Below are 18154 nucleotides of genomic sequence, written 5' to 3'. Positions count from 1 at the left end.
AACGACATGCTGATCGAAATCGAACACGTCAACAAACAGTTTGCCGTTCCCGGCGGCACCGTCGATGCGCTCAAGAACATCGACCTGAAGATCGGTACGGGCGAGTTCGTCTGCCTGCTGGGGCCTTCGGGCTGCGGCAAGTCGACGCTGCTCAACGCGCTGGCCGGCTTCGTGCAGCCCACCTCGGGTGCGATTCGTATCGATGGCCGCGACGATGCGGCCGCCGAGCCGGGTCCGGACCGCGGCATGGTGTTCCAGGAGTACGCGCTGTTTCCGTGGATGACAGTGGCGCAGAACATTGCGTTCGGACTGGAAATCAAGGGCATGAAGCGCGCCGAGATCAACGAGCGCGTGGACTTGCTGCTGGGCAAACTCAATTTGCGCGAGTTCCGCGAGCGGTTTCCGCGCGACCTGTCGGGCGGCATGCGTCAGCGTGTGGCGATTGCCCGCGTACTGGCGCTCGACAGCCCGATCATGCTCATGGACGAGCCGTTCGGCGCGCTCGACGCGCTCACGCGTCGTACGTTGCAGGACGAGCTGCTGCGCATCTGGGAGGAATTCAAGAAGACGATCATTTTCGTCACACACAGCATCGAGGAGTCGATCTATCTGGCCGACCGGGTCGTCGTCATGACGTACCGGCCGGGCACGGTCAAGCGGGACATGGCAATCGAATTGCCGCGTCCGCGCGATACGGCAGGCAGCGAATTCAATGAATTGAAGAAGGAGCTGGCCCAGATGGTGATGGAGGAGCAAATGCGCTTCGCGCAAAGCGAGATCCGCGGGGTCACCGCAGATTAATAACAAGGGCGGTGGCTTGCCCCGCCGCCTGAAGAGGAAACAACATGCAAACGAAGACCAAGAAACCCTTTTATCGCATCCTGTACGTACAGGTGCTGATCGCCATCGTCATCGGCGTCCTGCTCGGCCACTTCAAGCCCGATCTGGCCGTGCAGATGAAGCCGCTCGGCGATGCGTTCATCAAGCTGATCAAGATGATCATCGGCCCGGTGATCTTCTGTACCGTCGTGACCGGTATTGCCGGCATGGAAGACATGAAGAAGGTCGGCCGCGTTGGTGGTAAGGCCCTGATCTACTTCGAAGTCGTCTCGACGCTCGCACTGGTCATCGGTCTGATGGCCACGCACATCCTGAAGCCGGGTGCCGGCTTCAACGTCGACATCAACTCGCTCGATCCGAAGGCGATCGCCGGCTACGCCGAAAAGGCAGCGCATGGCGACACGTTCGTCGACTTCCTGCTGCACCTGATTCCGAACACGATTACCGATGCGTTCGCCAAGGGTGAGATTCTCCAGATCCTCGTGATCGCTGTGCTGTTCGGTGCCGCGTTGGGCATGATCGGTGAGCGCGGCCGCGTGGTGACGGGCTGGATCGACAGCGTCTCGGGCGTGCTGTTCCGCGTGGTGCACATCATCACCAAGGTCGCCCCGCTGGGTGCCTTCGGTGCGATGGCCTTCACGATCGGCAAGTACGGTATCGCGTCGCTGGTGCCGCTGGCCAAGCTCATGGGCACGTTCTACCTGACGTCGTTCCTGTTCGTGATCGTCGTGCTGGGTCTGATCGCCAAGTTCACCGGGTTCTCGATCTTCCGCTTCCTCGCTTACATCAAGGAAGAGCTGCTGATCGTGCTGGGTACGAGCTCGTCGGAAGCTGCGCTGCCGCACCTGATGGAAAAGATGGAAAAGGCCGGTTGCTCGAAGTCGGTGGTGGGTCTGGTGATCCCGACCGGTTACTCGTTCAACCTGGACGGCACGAACATCTACATGACGATGGCCGTGCTCTTCATCGCGCAAGCAACGAACATCGATCTAACCTGGGGCCAACAGCTCACGCTGCTCGCCGTGGCGATGCTGACCTCGAAGGGCGCCTCGGGCGTGACCGGCGCGGGCTTCATCACGCTGGCCGCAACGCTGGCAGTGATTCCGACGATTCCGGTCGCCGGGATGGTGCTGATTCTCGGTATCGATCGCTTCATGAGCGAGTGCCGTGCCCTGACGAACATCTGCGGCAACGGCGTTGCCACGATCGTTGTGTCGGCCTGGGAAAAGGAACTGGACCGCAAGAAGCTCGCCGAAGCGATGTCGGGCAAAAAGGGTCCTGAGCTGGCCTGACGGCCAGCCGGTGGCGGGGGCAGGCGATAACCCTGGACTCCGCTGCCGGGAACATTCGCCACCGGGCGGTGCGGCACAGGCACAATAGCGCCTGAGCTTCGCCGCCCGGTGGTCCTTTGGTTCCGCGATGACGACAGGCAGTGCGCCGTGCGCTGCCTGCCGTCATCGCCTGAACCGGCAATGCAAGAGGCGTAACACCGCCAACCATGGCCACCCCGCAAGACAACTCGATCCGCGCACGTCAGAGCGATCTCCCGCCGGGAGCGATCGCATCGCACGAGAGCTCCGCGGACCGCCGGCGCGACGAAGTCCCGATCGAACTCGAGAGGACTGTGCCGATGCGCCGTTGGATGTGGATCGCCGCCATGCTGGTGGTGAGCACGCTGTTTTGCTGGTTGACGTATGCGCTGAGCTGGCAGCGCGGCGTGGCCGACCTGCGCGTGAACGCCGGTGCGCGCGTGGAGCGCTACGCCGGCAGTTTGCGCAGCACCGTCGACCGCTATGAATTTCTGCCGTATTTGCTCTCGCTGCATCCGTATGTGCACGATTTGCTGCTGCACCCCGAGGACCGCGCGGTGGTGCAGCGCGCCAACGACTATCTGTTCGATGTGAACCAGCGCGCGAAGGCGTCGGCGGCGTATGTCATCGATGCCAAAGGACTTGCCCTCGCGGCCAGCAACTGGCGTGAAAAGGCCACATTTGTCGGGCAGGAGTATCGCTTTCGGCCGTATTTCATCGATGCGATCGGCGGCGGGCTGGGGCGGTTTTACGGGGTGGGCACGACATCGGGTGAGCCGGGCTACTTCGTGTCGCAGGCGATTCTGGTCGACGGAAAGATTCAGGGCGTGGTCGTCGTCAAACTGAATCTGGAATGGTTTCAGCGCGCCGGGGCCGATGCTTCGGAGCCGGTGGTGGTAGCGGACGATCATGGCGTCGTGTTTCTGTCGTCGGAGCCGCGCTGGCAGTATCGTGCGCTCGCGCCGTTGACGCCGGAGGTGACGGCGGCGCTGGAGAGCACGCGGCAGTATTACAACCAGCACATCACACCGCTGAACTGGAGTGCCGACGAGCGGCTGGATGCCGATGGTGAAGTCGTGACCGTGCGCGACGGGCGTGGGGCTGGCAAGACGCGGCGTTTTCTCGCTGTGCAGCGCAAGCTTGGCGAACCTGACTGGACGTTGATGTATTTCGCCCCGCTTGATCAGGTGATTGCCAACGCGCGTATTGCGGCGGTCGCGGCGGCGTGTCTGGCGGCGTTCACGTGTTTGCTTGGCGTGGCGTGGAATCAGCGCCGTCAGCGCGTTCGCGATATGTTGAAGAGCCGCGAATTGCTGCAATCGGCGTATGCAGAGTTGGGCGAGCGCGTGGCCGAACGCACGGCCGATCTGCAATCGGCTAACGAGCGGTTGCAGACCGAAGTGCAGGAGCGCTCGCGCACCGAGCACGAATTGCGCGATGCGCAGAGCGAACTGGTGCAGGCGTCGAAACTGGTGGCGCTCGGGCAGATGGCGGCCGGTATCACGCATGAATTGAATCAGCCGCTGTCCGCGCTGCGCAGCTTCTCGGATAACACGCGCGTGCTGCTCGACCGCGAGGAATACGGCGCGGCGCGTGAGAATCTTGAAGCGATTGCGTCGCTCACCGATCGCATGGGCCGCATCACGGGCCAGTTGCGACTGTTTGCCGGACGCGCACGTCGGGGTGACAGCGAGGCATCGGTACGCCGCGCGCTCGATAACACGATGATGTTGTTGCGCGGACGTATGGCAGGGATTCAGGTGACGCAGACGTTCACCGACGGGCTCGCCGACGTGCAGGTGGCCTGCGAGAGCCTGCGGCTTGAGCAGGTGTTGATCAATGTCGTGGGTAACGCCATCGACGCCGTGGTGAGTGTGCCGCAACCGCAGGCGCAGCCCTCGATCTGGATCGATGTGGATGCGGATGATCAGTGGGCGCGCATTTATGTGCGCGACAACGGACCCGGCATCGCAGAGGCGCATATTCCGCGTCTGTTCGAACCGTTTTTCAGTACCAAGGAGGGTGGTCAGGGTATGGGACTCGGACTCGCCATCTCATCGTCCATCGCTCAGGAAAACGGCGGCCAACTGGTCGCGCGTAATGTACCGGGCGGTGGTGCGGAATTTCTCGTGACGCTGCGCCGCGTACCTCGCGCCAGCGGGGCAATCGAATGATGTACAAGAACCTGCAAATTCTCTTCGTCGAAGACGACGAACTCGTGCGGCGCGCGACGCTGCAAAGCTTGCAACTCGCAGGGCTGGACGCTTTCGGACTCGCGTCTGCCGAAGCGGCGCGCGAACGCATTACGCCGGACTTCGCCGGCATCGTCGTGTCCGACATTCGACTCATCGGCATGAGCGGGCTGGAATTGCTCGCGCATTTGCGACAGCACGCCCCGGAAGTGCCGGTGATTCTGGTCACGGGGCATGGCGACATTTCGATGGCTGTGCAGGCGATTCGCGACGGCGCTTACGATTTCATCGAGAAGCCGTTTGCGCCGGACCGTCTCATCGAATCCGCCAAACGCGCGCTCGAGACGCGCAAGCTCATGCTGGAGAATCAGGCACTTCGCCGGGAACTGGCGGAGCAGGGCGGGCGCGCATCGCGCATCATCGGACGCAGCCCGTCGATGGAGACCATGCGCACGCTGATTGCCAACGTCGCCATGACGGATGCGCCGGTGCTGATCAACGGCGATACCGGCACGGGCAAGGAGTTGGTCGCGCGCAGTCTGCACGAACTGTCGCGGCGCCGCGATGCGCCGTTCGTTGCGCTCAATTGCGGGGCGTTGCCGGAAGCGATCTTCGAGAGCGAGATGTTCGGTCACGAGGTCGGCGCGTTCACCGGGGCTGCCAAGCGTCGCATCGGCAAGCTGGAGCACGCGTCGGGCGGCACGCTTTTCCTCGACGAGATCGAGAGCATGCCGGCGACGTTGCAGGTCAAGCTGCTGCGCGTATTGCAGGACGGCGTGCTTGAGCGGCTCGGCTCGAACCAGATGATTCGCGTGGATTGCCGCGTGGTGGCTGCGGCCAAGGGCGACATGGAGCAGTTGGTGCGTGAGGGCACGTTCCGGCGCGACTTGTATTACCGGTTGAATGTGGTGACGCTGGCGTTGCCGCCGCTGCGCGAGCGACGCGAAGACATCGTGCCGTTGTTCGAGCACTTTCTGCTGGACGCGGCGGTGCGTTATGGACGGCCTGCGCCGCTGGTGACGGAGCGTATGCGCCAGGAGCTGATGCAGTCAGATTGGCCGGGCAACGTGCGTGAGCTGCGAAATGCGGCGGACCGTCTGGTGCTGGGAGTGGCGAGCGCGCCGCAAGACGATTCGCATGCGCCGTTGCCGCTCAAGGAGCAGGTGGAGCGCTTCGAGCGTGCGGTGTTGCAAGAGGCGCTGGACCACAGCAAAGGCAATGTCGCGGCGACGGCCGAGGCGCTGCATGTGCCGAAAGCCACGTTGTATGAAAAGCTCAAGCGGTATGGTTTGCAGACGAAGGGGCAGGGTGAGGGGGAGCGGTAAGCCATTCACACGATGCTGCTAGCAACAAAAAAGCGCCCTAGGGCGCTTTTTGTTTGATGCGTTCGTGTGAAGCGTCAGGCCTGTTTGCCGAGGGCTTTCTCGATCAGCTTGTCGAGTTCGGCGTATTCCGGTTCGCCGACATATTGCTTGAGCACGTGGCCATCGCGATCGACCACGAAGGTCGTCGGCGTGAGTTGCACGTTGCCGTATTGCTTGGCCACGCTGCCGTCGGAATCCATCGCCACCTTGAACGGCAGTTGACGCGACTGTGCGTAATTCATGACATACATCGGCGGGTCATAGCTCATCGCGACGGCGACGAATTCCAGCCCTTGGCCCTTGTACTTCTCGTATGTCTGCACCATCGTCGGCATTTCCTTCATGCACGTCACGCAGCTCGTCGCCCAGAAGTTCACGAGATAGACCTTGCCCTTGAGTTGATCGGGGCTCAGCTTCTGACCCGACAGCAGCGTGAAGGTCGCTTGCGGCGCGCGCTTCTGACCGGCGAACGTGAAGTACGCGGCAACGGCCACAACCACGATGACCGCGACGGCGAGAATCTTGCCCAGAGGGGACTTGCGAGAGGTCGATGCGCTCATGAAACAGCCAAAGTTGGTTTCGCGGGCGGGGTCGCTTGGCCCCGTTCAGTGACGACGATTCTACTCTGAATCTCAGCGCATCGTGGTGCCGCTGGCGGCGTGCAAACGCGCGCGGGCATTGGCGATGGCGTCGTCCAGATAGGCGCCGTAGAAGTCCGGCAGACCTGCACCGATCAACGGATCGGCAATCGCGCGTCCGCTCGTATCGAGGAACAAAACCGTCGGCGAAACCTTGACACCGTGGGCACGTGCCCACGCGATACCGGTCGTTGTGGTGCCGTCGAAATCACGCACCGGGGCGGCGCTGTCCATGCCGATTTCGCGTACTTCGTACTTGCCGCTGCGCATCAGCGGGGCGAGTTCGCGCTGGCGAATCGGTCCGCAATAAACACAGTCGCGAAGCGAGACGAGCACGATCAACGGGGCGTCGAGCGCCACCGCGCGCCGCGCATGTGCAGCGAAGTCGGTGGCGGCGGGAAGGGTGGCAGCGGTTGTCGCGGCTTTCGAGGGCGTGGTGCCGGTTGCACTGGCGAGCACGGGGCTGACGCCGAGCGTTGTTGCCACGATCAGCGCGGCACTTCCCACCCCGCGGCGGAAGATCCGTGCAGGCGAAGAAGATGCTGTCGCGAGGGGGGCAGAACCGTGTTTCATGGCGCCGATGATACCGGGTTCCGGCATCGCGCGTTTCTCGTGTCGCAACCGTGGCGCGGGATGACGGATAATGGCCGACTTCCTTCACCGATTCCCGCCTTTCGCTATGAACCGCGTTGTCCGTGTTTTCGTCGCTCTCGGTACTTTGGCAATGCTTGTCGCCTGCACGCCTCGTTACGATTGGCGCGAAGTGCATGACAAGGATGGTGCCTACGCCGTGACGTATCCCGCCAAGCCGACGCAGGATGCCCGCGAAGTGAAGTTCGCCTCCGGCGCGCTGCCGATGCATATGCAGGCGGCACGCGTGGACGCCGCCTTGTTTGCCGTCGGTGTCGTGACCCTGCCAAGCGAGGATGCGACACTGCGCCAGACCGTACTCACCGAACTGCAACACGGGTTGCTCGCCAATGTGAGCGATACCGCTGCCACACCCACGCAGGTGATGGTGCGTCAGGCCGGCGACGCGCCGTCGGTGCCGGGACTGGCCGTGGCCGCGCAAGGGTTGGCCAGCGACAAGACCGAGCGCTATGTTGCTGCGCGTTTCGTCGGACGCGGCAACCACGTTTATCAGGTGGTCGTGCTGGCGACAAAAGCCCCTGCCAAAGATCAGGTCGATCAGTTCCTCGATTCGTTTACGTTGGAGTGATGCGGCGTCGGCAGACTCATGCGGCTGTCGCCTCTCGATACTGCACGGCCTCGGCGATGTGACTGACGTCGATCGCATCGCACGCGGCAAGATCCGCGACGGTGCGTGCGACGCGCAACACCCGGTGATAGGTTCGCGCCGACCAGTGATGTTGCTCGACGGCGCGATGCAGCACCGCGCGCGCATCGGCGCATAACGTGCAATGTGTCTCCAGCGCCCGGCCAGACAGTTGGCAGTTCAATTGACCCTGCCGCTTGTGTTGACGCTCACGCGCTTCGCGCACGCGCAACGCCACGACGGCACTGCGCTCACCATGCGACGGTCCCGCGAGCGTCTCGGCGCTCAACGCCGGGACACCGACATGCAAATCGATGCGGTCCAGCAATGGTCCTGATAAACGGTTGCGATAGCGCGCAATCGCATCACTCGAACAACGGCACGCACGCGATGGATGCCCGAGATCGCCGCACGGACATGGATTCATCGCGGCGATCAACTGGAACGACGCCGGGAACGCCGCGCGCGCAGTGGCTCGTGAGATCGTCACGTGCCCGAGTTCGAGCGGCTCACGTAACACCTCAAGCACACGTCGCTGAAACTCCGGTAGTTCGTCAAGGAACAGGACGCCTCGGTGAGCGAGACTGATTTCGCCCGGACGTGGGTTGCTTCCTCCTCCCACAAGGGCCGCCGCGGATGCCGTGTGGTGGGGGGATCGAAAGGGGCGCACACCCCAACTACGTTTGATATCGAATCCAGTCGCGCCAAGGCTTGCGAGCGTCGCGACTTCCACGGCCTCGGCAGTACTCAGTGGCGGCAATAAGGTACTGAGTCGCATCGCCAGCATCGATTTTCCCGTACCCGGTGGCCCGTGCAGCAGCACGTGATGCCCACCCGCCGCCGCCACTTCGAGCGCGCGCCTCGCGTGGTCCTGCCCTTTGATGTCGCTCATGTCGGGCGGATCTTCGTCGCTTTCCGCACGTTCCATCGCCTGCACCCGCGCCTGCGTAAGCCGCACCGCCATTTCCCCCTCGGCCAAATGCGCGCACACATCGAGCAACGTGCGCGCACCGTACACGGTCGCGGTTTCCACGAGTGCTGCCTCTTGCGCATTGGCCAATGGCAGAACAAGAGCCCGGTCCCCGGGCGATGCCGCGACGGCGCTGGCCATCGCCAGTCCGCCGCGAATGGGCCGCAGTTCACCCGTAAGCGACAACTCCCCCGCGAACTCGTGTGTGCGCAGCCCCGCTTCAGGCAACTGTCCGCTCGCCGCGAGAATGCCGAGGGCAATCGGCAAGTCGAAACAGCCCGACGCCTTCGGTAAATCCGCCGGGGCGAGATTGATGGTGATGCGGCGAGCGGGAAATTCGAAGCGGCTGTTCTGAAGTGCGCAGCGCACGCGCTCACGGCTTTCCTTCACTTCGGTATCGGGCAACCCGACCAGCGACAGGCCCGGCAACCCGTTCGCCAGATGCACCTCGACCGTGACGGGGTGCGCCGCCATGCCGGTAAGCGCGCGACTGCTGACAACTGCCAATGACATGACATCCCCCTTGCGCAATGGATCGTTGTCGATAGTCACCGACCGCAACGGTGCATCGCAATGACTTATCGCGTCAAAAGCACGTCGATGGGGATATTTCGGAATGCAAGCTGGGGATTTACGGCGAGTGCCGCCTGCCGCTCGGAGACGTCTGAGGGCAGAAGCAGAATAGAAGCGCAATAGACGCGGAACCGGAGACTATTCCGCAATGAAGATGGCTTGGGCGGCCTGCCCGTCGCCAGAAATCACAAGGGGCGCCGCAGCGCCCCCATCTGAATTCGTTAGTCCTGCGCTTCGTTGCGCAGACTCTCAAGCGCCGCGACGCGCTTTTCCAGTGCTTCGAGCTTCTCGCGCGTACGGGCCAGCACCTGCGCCTGCACGTCGAACTCCTCGCGCGTCACCAGATCGAGGCGCGTGAACCCCTGGTTCAGCAGGCTTTTGACGTTGCGCTCGATATCCTTGGCGGGCGATTGCTTGAGCATTTCGCTCACCTTGGCTTGCATGTCTTGCAGGATCTCGTTCGGTTTCATAAGCCTTCCTCTCATCATTTCCCCGCACCAACGTGGTGCTTGCACCGACAGTGTGCTTCGCGCCAGTCGTCCGGCCGTCTCGCCGTTGCAACGTGGTGCACGGGCACAGGGCCGTCAACGTTGGCGCAACTCTATCACCGTTTTCTGCGTCCAGCCAGCGCCGAGGCCCGCCCAGCCGACCCCTGCCCGGGATGGGGCGGGGCTGCCGCCCGTCTCAGGCCACCTAACGTTCCCCGCAATTTTGCCAATTTTTTATCCCGGAATCCGTATCTTGCGCGACGCAGCGTACCTAAACGCAGGAGCTGGCACGGGAGTTGCTCTACCTGTTCCCGGAACCTGCCGCACGCTGTACCAAGACGAATGATTTCAACTTAGGGGAAAGTGATGAATAAAGTGTCGACTGCGATGGCTGGCTGTGTGTTCTTTGGTGCAATGGCATTGACGGCTGGCGCTTACGCGCAGGCCGCCGCCGATGGCAGCGCACCCGCGGCAGCGCCGGCTGCCGCACCGGCCGCGGCGGATGCGGCTGCTGAACCGCTGACGGTGACCGCGAACATCGGTCTGTTCTCGGACTACCGGTTCCGCGGCATTTCGCAAACGGGCAAGCGTCCGGCAGTTCAGGGCGGCTTTGACCTCGCACACGAATCCGGGCTGTACGCCGGTGTGTGGGCGTCAAACATCAGCTGGATCTCGGATGGCAACTCGGCGGTCAGCGCACCGATCGAGATGGACTTCTACGGCGGCTGGAAGAAAGAAATCATTCCTGACTGGACCATCGATGTCGGTGGCCTCCAGTACTACTACCCGGGCACGTACCCGTCCGGCACCTTCTACCCGCGTCCGCACACGTTCGAGCTGTACGCGGCAGTGGGCTGGAAAACCATCACGCTGAAGTATTCACATGCCCTCACGCGCCTGTTCGGCCTTGTGGGCCCCAACGGCGAGGACACCTCGGGGAGCGGCTACCTCGACCTGACGGGTACCTATGACACCGGCTTCTGGGGCATCTCGGCCGTCGGTCACGTGGGCCATCAGTGGGTGCACAACTTCAGCGCGGCAAGCTATACCGACTGGAAGATCGGCCTGTCGAAAGACCTCGGCAAGAACTTCTCCGTGTCGGTCGCCTACGTCGACACCAACGCCAAAGAGCAGTACTACACCGCCGCAAACTCGGGCAAAGTGCTTTCCAAGGCGACTGTCGTCGTAAGCGTGTCGAAGACATTCTAAGGAGCGACTCATCATGAAGCTGATTACCGCAATTGTGAAACCCTTCAAGCTCGACGAAGTGCGTGAAGCACTCTCGAACATTGGCGTGGCGGGTATCACGGTCACCGAAGTCAAAGGCTTCGGCCGCCAAAAAGGCCACACCGAGCTGTACCGTGGTGCAGAGTACGTCGTCGATTTTCTTCCGAAGGTGAAGATCGAGGCGGTAATCGGCGATGCCCTGCTCGATCAGGCCATCGATGCTATCGAACAGGCTGCCCGAACCGGCAAGATCGGTGACGGCAAGATCTTCGTGTCCAACGTCGAACACGTGGTCCGCATCCGTACGGGAGAGACCGGCGAAGACGCGCTGTAAGGTCCTACAAAAGAGACAACAATCATGAAAAAACTGCTTGCCAAACTCTTGCTCGCCGGCGCCTTTATGGGTGTCGTCGGTGCCGCCGGCCTCGGTTCGTCCGTCGCCCTCGCCCAAGACGCTTCGGCACCTGCCGCCGCGTCGCAAACCGCCACACCCGCTGCCGCACCTGCTGCGGCGGCAACCCCCGCTACCCCTGCCGCCGCACCTGCGCCGGCAGCGGCGGCGGCTCCCGCGCCTGCCGCTGAGCCGACACCCGTGCCCCCGAACAAGGGCGACACGGCGTGGCTGCTGACCTGCACGGCGTTCGTGATTCTCATGACGCTGCCCGGTCTGGGCCTGTTTTACGGCGGTCTGGTCCGCTCGAAGAACATGCTGTCGGTGCTGATGCAGTGTTTCATCATCTTTTCGCTGGTCGTCGTGCTCTGGTCGATTTACGGCTACAGCATTGCGTTCACCGAGGGCGGGCCATTCTTCGGCGGCTTTGACCGGCTGTTCCTGAAGGGCATGACGCCGGATTCGGTGGCCGCGACCTTCACCAAGGGCGTGAATGTGCCTGAGTACGCCTACATGGCATTCCAGGCAGCGTTTGCGGCCATTACCTGTGCGCTGATCGTCGGTGCCTTCGCCGAACGCGCCAAGTTCTCGGCCGTGCTGCTCTTCACGGTGATCTGGTTCACGTTCTCGTACCTGCCGATGGCCCACATGGTGTGGTTCTGGCCGGGCCCGGACGCCTTCACCGATCAGGCTGCCGCTGACGCCGCAACGGCGCACGCAGGCTGGTTGTTCCAGAAGGGGGCGCTCGACTACGCAGGCGGTACGGTGGTGCACATCAACGCCGCTATCGCAGGTCTGGTCGGCTCGTACATGGTCGGCAAGCGCGTGGGCTTCGGCAAGGAAGCGTTCAAGCCGCACTCGCTCACCATGACGATGATCGGTGCGTCGCTGCTGTGGTTCGGCTGGTTCGGCTTCAACGCCGGTTCGGGTCTGGAAGCCAACGGTGGCGCGGCGCTGGCCTTCGTGAACACGCTGCTGGCAACCGCTGCCGCCACGCTGTCGTGGACGGCCGGTGAGTGGATTGGCAAGGGCAAGCCGTCGATGCTCGGTGGTGCTTCGGGGGCGGTGGCCGGTCTGGTGGCGGTGACGCCGGCAGCAGGTTTCGTCGGCCCGATGGGCTCGATCGTGCTCGGCCTGATCGCCGGTTTCGTCTGCCTCTGGGGTGTGAACGGTCTGAAGCGTTTGCTCAAGGCCGACGACGCGCTCGACGTGTTCGGCGTGCACGGCGTGGGCGGTATGCTCGGCGCGATTTTGACGGGCGTGTTTGCGGCGCCGTCGCTGGGCGGTACGGGCATCTATGACTACGTGGCCAACAAGGTGGCCCCGGATTACTCGATCGCCGGTCAGGTCTGGATTCAGTTCCAGGGCGTGCTGACCACGCTGGTGTGGTCGGGCGTGGTGGCGTTCATCGCCTTCAAGATTGCCGATATCGTGCTGGGCCTGCGGGTGCCGGAAGACGAAGAACGCGAGGGTCTGGACATCACCTCGCATGGCGAATCCGCCTATCACAACTGATAGACGAGCAAGAGAGGAGTTACTGGCGCCGGTCGGACAGCCGGCCCGGTATTGTGCGGGCACCCCTCGGGTGCCCGTTTTTTTATGCGCCGCCGATTGCCCGGTCGATTGCCGCGCTGCCGGCGCTTGCGTTTCTCGAATCTGCCCCCATCTTTTCTCATCGCGGCATCGCACCGCTATCCCCTCAAAGCGCGGTGCCCCTTCACGGGGCATGGCGAACGGCGGGAATGCCAGGCGTTTGCTCTACAATCGATATTCCATCTGGATATGAGAGAAGCATGGTTCCGCATCTCGTCACGGCCCTGAAAGGCCCCCTGCTCGACCTGGAAAAGAAGATTCTCGATGCGACGCCCGCCATCGAGCGCTGGTTCCGGCTGGAGTGGCAGGAGCACACGCCGCCGTTCTACTGTTCGGTCGACTTGCGCAATGCCGGTTTCAAGCTCGCGCCCGTCGACACGAATCTCTTCCCCGGCGGCTTCAACAATCTGGCCCCTGAAGTGCTGCCGCTCGCGGTGCAGGCCGCCATGGCTGCCATCGAGAAGATCTGTCCCGATGCCAAGAACCTGCTGCTGATCCCTGAGCGCCACACGCGCAACTCGTTCTACCTTCAGAACATCGCCCGGTTGTCGACGATCATGCGTCACGCGGGGCTGCACGTGCGTCTCGGCAGCCTCTCGGACGACATTACCGAGCCGACCACGATCGAGCTGCCCGACGGCCAGCATGTCGTGATCGAGCCGCTGGAGCGCTCGCAGCGCCGGCTTGGCCTCAAGAATTTCGATCCCTGTTCGATTCTGCTCAACAACGACCTGTCGGCCGGCATTCCGCCGATTCTCGAAGGGTTGCACGAGCAATATCTGCTGCCGCCGCTGCACGCAGGCTGGGCCGTGCGCCGCAAGAGCCAGCATTTCTCGGCGTACGACGATGTCGTCAAGAAGTTCGCCAAGATGATCGACGTCGATCAGTGGATGCTCAATCCGTACTTCGCCAAGTGCGAAGGCATCGACTTCGATGAGCGCGTGGGCGAGGAGAAGCTTGCCGACACGGTCGACGCGGTGCTCAAGAAGATCAACAAGAAGTATCGCGAGTACGGCATCACCGAGAAGCCGTTTGTCGTGATCAAGGCCGATGCCGGGACATATGGCATGGGCGTGATGATGGTGCACGACGCCGCCGAGATCAAAAACCTGAACCGGCGCGAACGCACCAAGATGAGTGTGGTCAAGGACGGCCTCGAAGTGCACGACGTGATCGTGCAAGAGGGCGTCTACACGTTCGAGCGCATCAATGAGGCGGTGGCCGAGCCGGTGGTCTACATGATCGACCGCTATGTGGTCGGTGGCTTCTACCGGGTGCACACGGGCCGTGGCACCGACGAGAACCTGAACGCACCGGGTATGCACTTCGTGCCGCTGGCGTTCGAACACACGGCGTTGCCGGACGTTCACGCCAAGCCGGGCGCTGCGCCGCCGAACCGCTTCTATATGTATGGCGTGGTGGCGCGTCTCGCGTTGCTGGCGTCGTCGATCGAACTCGAACGGACGGACCCGGACCCGGAAACGTACTGACCGGCGTGGCGACGTCGCCATGCGTGCCGCCCGTCTGACCTCTGTGAGTGTCAGACGCGCGGACGGTTCGAATGAGAAGTTTCTGAATTTGAGGCGCTCTGCCGGTGCAATGTCTGCATACGGCGGAGGTGTCTTGCGCTTCCTGCAACGGGAAGCGGAAATAAAAAGACGCCCGGCTGGCCCCCCGACTAGCCGGGCGTCACATTTACCGGCTGCCTCATGCAGCGGCCGGAAATCGGGGCTTCCCTGGGCGGGCCCCCCCGCAAACCTGTCTCTCCTCGCGTATTCCCCTGTCTCTTGCTTTTTCCCCTTCGTCCCGCTTGTGGTCGATCCGGTGTACCGTGCCGCCGATCGGCTGTTCGAAGGGGCTTTCGCGTCGAGCAATGGCGTGATGATGCGGGCGATCGACGCAGCAAACATCCCCCGAATGGGGGATGTATCTCTGAATTCAGACAGATTAAGAATTTTCCTTGGAATGCTTCAGCGTGGGAGTTGCATGGGAATACAGGGGGATTTGCGCGCGTGTCTTCGGCAACTCCATCAGTTGCCGGTGTCCACGCTGGATTACCTGCCGATATGGCTGGAGACGCTACGCACGCTGCTCTCGGCGGATGCCGTGGCGGCCCTGTGGCATGACGGCGATACCCGGCGATCAATGGCGGGGAATTGGTTCGCGCCGCAATCGTCGGTGTCCGCTTGCGAACGGTTTGCCGCCAGCGGTGGGGTGGCGGCGTCGGGTGACGACGGGTGGTTTCCGATGTCGCCCGGCGGGCTGATCCGCGGCCATGCGCGTCGGGTCCGCTCGTCGCGTCGCACGCTGGACGCCGCCGGAGAATGCTCGCCGACGCTCACCCGCTCTCCGGAATTCGACGCGTGTCTGGGCGATGGCGACGTATTGGATATTTGTCTGATGCCCGTGCTCAGGTATCGGGCCGGCCAGATGGACGGTGTGGACGCGGTGGATGCGGTGGATATGGCTCACCCGGCTGACTTTGCGCAGCGCATGGGCCCGCTGCGCATTCTGGTTTCCCGCGACAAGACGCTTCGGCGCTTTAGTGCGTATGAAGTGCAGATGTTCGAGCATGCCGCTGCGGAATTTGCGATAGCGCCGACGCGTCCCGTTTTGCCGTGGCCCGAGGCCGGGAAGGCCGTTTTCCCGGTGTCTGCATTCGGCCGGGACGCCGGCGACGATCCCGTCGACCCGCTCTGCCGCGATATCTGCGGCACGCTAGTCTGGCATCACGGACAGCCGGAATGGGCCGATTCCGCCGCGCTAGGCCTGATGCAGCGCGTGTGGCGAGGCGCTTCCGGCGACGTCTGGCCCGACGCTTGTCTTGTCGTACGGGAGTGCCACGCGCTGGCCGCCGAGTTGACCTCGCTGCCGGAAGCGGCCGCACCGTCCATGTCTCCCGAGTTTCTCGTGCCTCCCGCATCCGCATCCGCATCCGCATCCGCAGCGCGCCACGCGAGCCGGCGGGTTGCCTTGCCGGGTGGCACGTTGCATCTTCAGGCGACCCGTCTGCGCAGCATGAATGGACGCCCCACGGAGCGAGTGCGCATCGCGTTGCACCTTGCCGTGCCTCCGGCGATACGGCTGCTGCATCGCCTTTGGGCCACGCCTCTGACGCCCGTGCAGCGCGAAATCGCCATGCGGCTGCTTTCCGGTCAGTCGCGGGCGCAGGCGCGCGAGGCTTGCGGCATTGGCGTACAGACGCTTAAAACGCACCTGTCGGCGATGCGCGCCCGGCTGGACCCAGTGCGGGACGCCACCTTGCTGCGCGGGCTGGGCGGCCCGGGGTGCGGCGTTTCAAACGCATCGGTGCGCAGCGACAAAACGGCGGCTCGGCTAGAATAGACGCCTGTCGCCGCAGCATGCGGTGTGTGCATCCGAACCTCCAAGACCCCCGCCGATCGATGCAGATTCTCTTTATCGCCGACCCGCTCGACCACTTCAAAATCTACAAGGACACCACGTTCTCGATGATGCGCGAAGCCGCGCGTCGCGGGCACCGCATTTTCGCGTGCGAGCCGCACGAAATGGCGTGGCAAGGCGACAGCGTGGACGCACGCGTGCAGGAGATTCGCCTGACCGGGGATGCTGAACGCTGGTACGAAACCATCGATACGCGCGTGGCCGCGCTCACGGCGTTCGACGCCGTGATCATGCGCAAGGACCCGCCGTTCGACATGGAGTACATCAACTCCACGTGGTTGCTCGAAATTGCAGAGCGCGCCGGTGCCCGCGTGTTCAACAAACCCAGCGCGATTCGCGACCACTCGGAGAAGCTCGCGATTGCCGAGTTTGGCGAGTTCGTCACGCCGACGCTGGTCACACGCGATGCCGCACGGCTGCGCGCATTTCACGCGGAACATGGCGACGCGATCTACAAGCCGCTCGACGGCATGGGTGGCACGGGCGTGTTCCGTATTGGCCCGGATGGCCGCAATCTTGGCGCTGTCATCGAGATGCTGGGTGAGAACGGTGCCCGTTCGGTGATGGCGCAGCGTTTCATCCCTGACATCAAGCTCGGTGACAAACGCATTCTGGTGATTGGCGGCAAAGTGGTGCCGCACTCGCTGGCGCGCATTCCGCAAGGCAATGAAGTCCGCGGCAACCTGGCCGCAGGCGGTCTGGGCGAAGCGCGCGATCTTTCCGCACGTGACCGTCAGATTGCAGAAACGCTGGCGCCGACACTCTGGCAACGTGGCCTGCTGCTCGTGGGTCTCGACGTGATCGGGGATTACCTCACGGAAGTGAACGTCACCAGTCCGACGTGCTTCCAGGAAATCACGGACCAGACGGGATTCGACGTGCCGAAGATGTTCATCGACGCGCTGGAACTCGCGATCTAAGGCCAGCAAGGGTCTGCGGCCGGTGCTCACGGCTTTGTGACACGTCGGTACAGACCCTAACGTGATGAAAACACGGGGATTTTGCGCGCCTGCTAAAATGAGAGTCCCAAAATCGACAGGCCTGCGTTCGTCGTTGTGTTCGTACCCCGGACATCCACGGCGCTCGGCGTGCCTAGCATCATGGCTGGAATTCTGATCATTGCCCACGCACCGCTCGCGACAGCCCTTCGCGAGTGTGTTTCACATATTTACGGCGGCTGTCCGGCGCGCATCGGTGCGATTGACGTTGCGCCCGACCAGGACACGGCGGCGCTGCTCGGCGTCGCCCGTGAACGGCTCGCACAACTGCACGAAGAAAACGGCGTTCTGGTGCTCACCGACCTGTTTGGCGCCACGCCGTCGAACATCGCGGCGCAGTTGGTCGGGCCGAAGGTGCGGGTGCTCGCGGGGGTCAACCTGTCGATGCTCATCAAGTCGGTCTGCTACCGCTCGGTGCCGCTCGACACGCTGGCTGAAAAGGTGCTTGCAGGCGGATCTAAAGGTATTCTGGAAGTCGGCGCAGGTGCGCCGGCCATACACTCTACGTCACACTGAAACATGCTTCGACAAGAAACGACGATCGTAAATAAATTGGGCTTGCATGCCCGGGCATCCGCAAAGCTGACGCAACTGGCGGCGAAATTTCAGAGTGAGGTCTGGCTGACCCGGAACGGTCGGCGAATCAACGCGAAGAGCATCATGGGCGTCATGATGCTGGCGGCCGGCATTGGCTCGAAAGTGGAAGTCGAGACCGAAGGTACGGACGAACAACAAGCCATGGACGAGATCCTGGCCCTCATCGCGGGTAAGTTCGGCGAAGGGGAGTAAGCGCGTTGTTATGGCCAGTGGCGAGTCCGGCGGCGCTTTGCAGGCGCGTCGCCAACGGGGCAGCCCAAGCGCCATCCAAACG

At 62.9% G+C, this 18154-nt stretch carries 17 protein-coding genes; 13 read left to right on the top strand and 4 right to left on the bottom strand.

What is annotated here, in order from left to right; all coding sequences use genetic code 11:
• Positions 1 to 6: 6 nt before the first annotated feature.
• The 4 genes from CDV44_RS20145 to CDV44_RS20130 all read left to right on the top strand — a co-directional run bounded on the left by CDV44_RS20145 (position 7) and on the right by CDV44_RS20130 (position 5667).
• Positions 7 to 801: an ABC transporter ATP-binding protein gene (locus tag CDV44_RS20145; protein ID WP_087689964.1), complete on the top strand. Its 795-nt coding sequence runs from the start codon at positions 7 to 9 to the stop codon at positions 799 to 801.
• 44 nt (positions 802 to 845) lie between these two features.
• The gene (locus CDV44_RS20140; RefSeq protein ID WP_058377058.1) at positions 846 to 2132 is read left to right on the top strand and encodes a dicarboxylate/amino acid:cation symporter; all 1287 of its coding nucleotides are present in this window, start codon (positions 846 to 848) and stop codon (positions 2130 to 2132) included.
• 206 nt (positions 2133 to 2338) lie between these two features.
• A complete protein-coding gene (locus CDV44_RS20135) occupies positions 2339 to 4324 on the top strand; it encodes a sensor histidine kinase (protein ID WP_087689962.1) in 1986 nt (661 codons plus the stop codon).
• Entirely contained in the window at positions 4324 to 5667 is a 1344-nt protein-coding gene (locus CDV44_RS20130) for a sigma-54 dependent transcriptional regulator (RefSeq protein WP_087689960.1), read from the top strand. The genes CDV44_RS20135 and CDV44_RS20130 overlap by 1 nt, the downstream gene beginning before the upstream one ends.
• 74 nt (positions 5668 to 5741) lie before the next feature.
• On the opposite strand, the gene CDV44_RS20125 is transcribed toward CDV44_RS20130, so the two are convergent.
• Together CDV44_RS20125 and CDV44_RS20120 are read right to left on the bottom strand one after the other, a co-directional pair.
• Entirely contained in the window at positions 5742 to 6266 is a 525-nt protein-coding gene (locus tag CDV44_RS20125) for a TlpA disulfide reductase family protein (RefSeq protein ID WP_087689958.1), read from the bottom strand.
• Positions 6267 to 6338: 72 nt separating this feature from the next.
• Positions 6339 to 6944: a thioredoxin gene (locus CDV44_RS20120; protein ID WP_249277633.1), complete on the bottom strand. Its 606-nt coding sequence runs from the start codon at positions 6942 to 6944 to the stop codon at positions 6339 to 6341.
• A gap of 124 nt (positions 6945 to 7068) precedes the next feature.
• Between CDV44_RS20120 and CDV44_RS20115 the strand changes: the two genes are divergently transcribed.
• Positions 7069 to 7563: a hypothetical protein gene (locus tag CDV44_RS20115; RefSeq protein ID WP_249277632.1), complete on the top strand. Its 495-nt coding sequence runs from the start codon at positions 7069 to 7071 to the stop codon at positions 7561 to 7563.
• A gap of 16 nt (positions 7564 to 7579) precedes the next feature.
• Here CDV44_RS20115 and CDV44_RS20110 read toward each other — a convergent pair whose 3' ends face one another.
• Positions 7580 to 9103 (bottom strand): YifB family Mg chelatase-like AAA ATPase, encoded by a 1524-nt coding sequence (locus tag CDV44_RS20110; protein ID WP_087689954.1) that lies wholly within the window; start codon positions 9101 to 9103, stop codon positions 7580 to 7582.
• Between the two features lie 281 nt (positions 9104 to 9384).
• Complete coding sequence (locus tag CDV44_RS20105) at positions 9385 to 9633, bottom strand: accessory factor UbiK family protein (RefSeq protein WP_140413415.1); 249 nt, start codon at positions 9631 to 9633, stop codon at positions 9385 to 9387.
• A 384-nt stretch (positions 9634 to 10017) separates the two neighbouring features.
• Between CDV44_RS20105 and CDV44_RS20100 the strand changes: the two genes are divergently transcribed.
• The 8 genes from CDV44_RS20100 (at position 10018) to CDV44_RS20065 (ending at position 18072) form a co-directional block, all read left to right on the top strand.
• Complete coding sequence (locus tag CDV44_RS20100) at positions 10018 to 10860, top strand: TorF family putative porin (RefSeq protein ID WP_058377086.1); 843 nt, start codon at positions 10018 to 10020, stop codon at positions 10858 to 10860.
• 13 nt (positions 10861 to 10873) lie between these two features.
• On the top strand, positions 10874 to 11212 hold the full coding sequence (locus CDV44_RS20095) for a P-II family nitrogen regulator (RefSeq protein ID WP_010804740.1): 339 nt from the start codon (positions 10874 to 10876) through the stop codon (positions 11210 to 11212).
• Positions 11213 to 11236: 24 nt separating this feature from the next.
• Positions 11237 to 12784, top strand: coding sequence for an ammonium transporter (amt, locus tag CDV44_RS20090; protein ID WP_087689952.1), 1548 nt, complete (start codon positions 11237 to 11239; stop codon positions 12782 to 12784).
• Positions 12785 to 13062: 278 nt separating this feature from the next.
• Positions 13063 to 14352: a glutamate--cysteine ligase gene (gene gshA, locus CDV44_RS20085; protein ID WP_087689950.1), complete on the top strand. Its 1290-nt coding sequence runs from the start codon at positions 13063 to 13065 to the stop codon at positions 14350 to 14352.
• A gap of 496 nt (positions 14353 to 14848) precedes the next feature.
• Positions 14849 to 16207: a hypothetical protein gene (locus tag CDV44_RS20080; RefSeq protein WP_141118774.1), complete on the top strand. Its 1359-nt coding sequence runs from the start codon at positions 14849 to 14851 to the stop codon at positions 16205 to 16207.
• Between the two features lie 59 nt (positions 16208 to 16266).
• A complete protein-coding gene (gene gshB, locus CDV44_RS20075; RefSeq protein WP_058377090.1) occupies positions 16267 to 17205 on the top strand; it encodes a glutathione synthase in 939 nt (312 codons plus the stop codon).
• 180 nt (positions 17206 to 17385) lie between these two features.
• Positions 17386 to 17799, top strand: coding sequence for a PTS sugar transporter subunit IIA (locus CDV44_RS20070; protein WP_058377091.1), 414 nt, complete (start codon positions 17386 to 17388; stop codon positions 17797 to 17799).
• A gap of 3 nt (positions 17800 to 17802) precedes the next feature.
• Positions 17803 to 18072, top strand: a complete 270-nt coding sequence (locus CDV44_RS20065) for an HPr family phosphocarrier protein (protein WP_058377092.1) — start codon at positions 17803 to 17805, stop codon at positions 18070 to 18072.
• Positions 18073 to 18154 lie beyond the last annotated feature (82 nt).

It is taken from the genome of Pandoraea sp. PE-S2R-1, assembly GCF_002179865.1.
GTDB lineage: Bacteria > Pseudomonadota > Gammaproteobacteria > Burkholderiales > Burkholderiaceae > Pandoraea.
Note: the sequence above shows the minus strand (reverse complement) of the source record. Positions and strands in the feature narration are given on the sequence as shown.

Coding starts and splice junctions, on each gene's coding strand:
- CDV44_RS20145 (WP_087689964.1), top strand. CDS start 7: ATGCTGATCGAAATCGAACACGTCAACAAACAGTTTGCCGTTCCCGGC.
- CDV44_RS20140 (WP_058377058.1), top strand. CDS start 846: ATGCAAACGAAGACCAAGAAACCCTTTTATCGCATCCTGTACGTACAG.
- CDV44_RS20135 (WP_087689962.1), top strand. CDS start 2,339: ATGGCCACCCCGCAAGACAACTCGATCCGCGCACGTCAGAGCGATCTC.
- CDV44_RS20130 (WP_087689960.1), top strand. CDS start 4,324: ATGTACAAGAACCTGCAAATTCTCTTCGTCGAAGACGACGAACTCGTG.
- CDV44_RS20125 (WP_087689958.1), bottom strand. CDS start 6,266: ATGAGCGCATCGACCTCTCGCAAGTCCCCTCTGGGCAAGATTCTCGCC.
- CDV44_RS20120 (WP_249277633.1), bottom strand. CDS start 6,944: ATGCCGGAACCCGGTATCATCGGCGCCATGAAACACGGTTCTGCCCCC.
- CDV44_RS20115 (WP_249277632.1), top strand. CDS start 7,069: ATGCTTGTCGCCTGCACGCCTCGTTACGATTGGCGCGAAGTGCATGAC.
- CDV44_RS20110 (WP_087689954.1), bottom strand. CDS start 9,103: ATGTCATTGGCAGTTGTCAGCAGTCGCGCGCTTACCGGCATGGCGGCG.
- CDV44_RS20105 (WP_140413415.1), bottom strand. CDS start 9,633: ATGAAACCGAACGAGATCCTGCAAGACATGCAAGCCAAGGTGAGCGAA.
- CDV44_RS20100 (WP_058377086.1), top strand. CDS start 10,018: ATGAATAAAGTGTCGACTGCGATGGCTGGCTGTGTGTTCTTTGGTGCA.
- CDV44_RS20095 (WP_010804740.1), top strand. CDS start 10,874: ATGAAGCTGATTACCGCAATTGTGAAACCCTTCAAGCTCGACGAAGTG.
- amt (WP_087689952.1), top strand. CDS start 11,237: ATGAAAAAACTGCTTGCCAAACTCTTGCTCGCCGGCGCCTTTATGGGT.
- gshA (WP_087689950.1), top strand. CDS start 13,063: ATGGTTCCGCATCTCGTCACGGCCCTGAAAGGCCCCCTGCTCGACCTG.
- CDV44_RS20080 (WP_141118774.1), top strand. CDS start 14,849: ATGGGAATACAGGGGGATTTGCGCGCGTGTCTTCGGCAACTCCATCAG.
- gshB (WP_058377090.1), top strand. CDS start 16,267: ATGCAGATTCTCTTTATCGCCGACCCGCTCGACCACTTCAAAATCTAC.
- CDV44_RS20070 (WP_058377091.1), top strand. CDS start 17,386: ATGGCTGGAATTCTGATCATTGCCCACGCACCGCTCGCGACAGCCCTT.
- CDV44_RS20065 (WP_058377092.1), top strand. CDS start 17,803: ATGCTTCGACAAGAAACGACGATCGTAAATAAATTGGGCTTGCATGCC.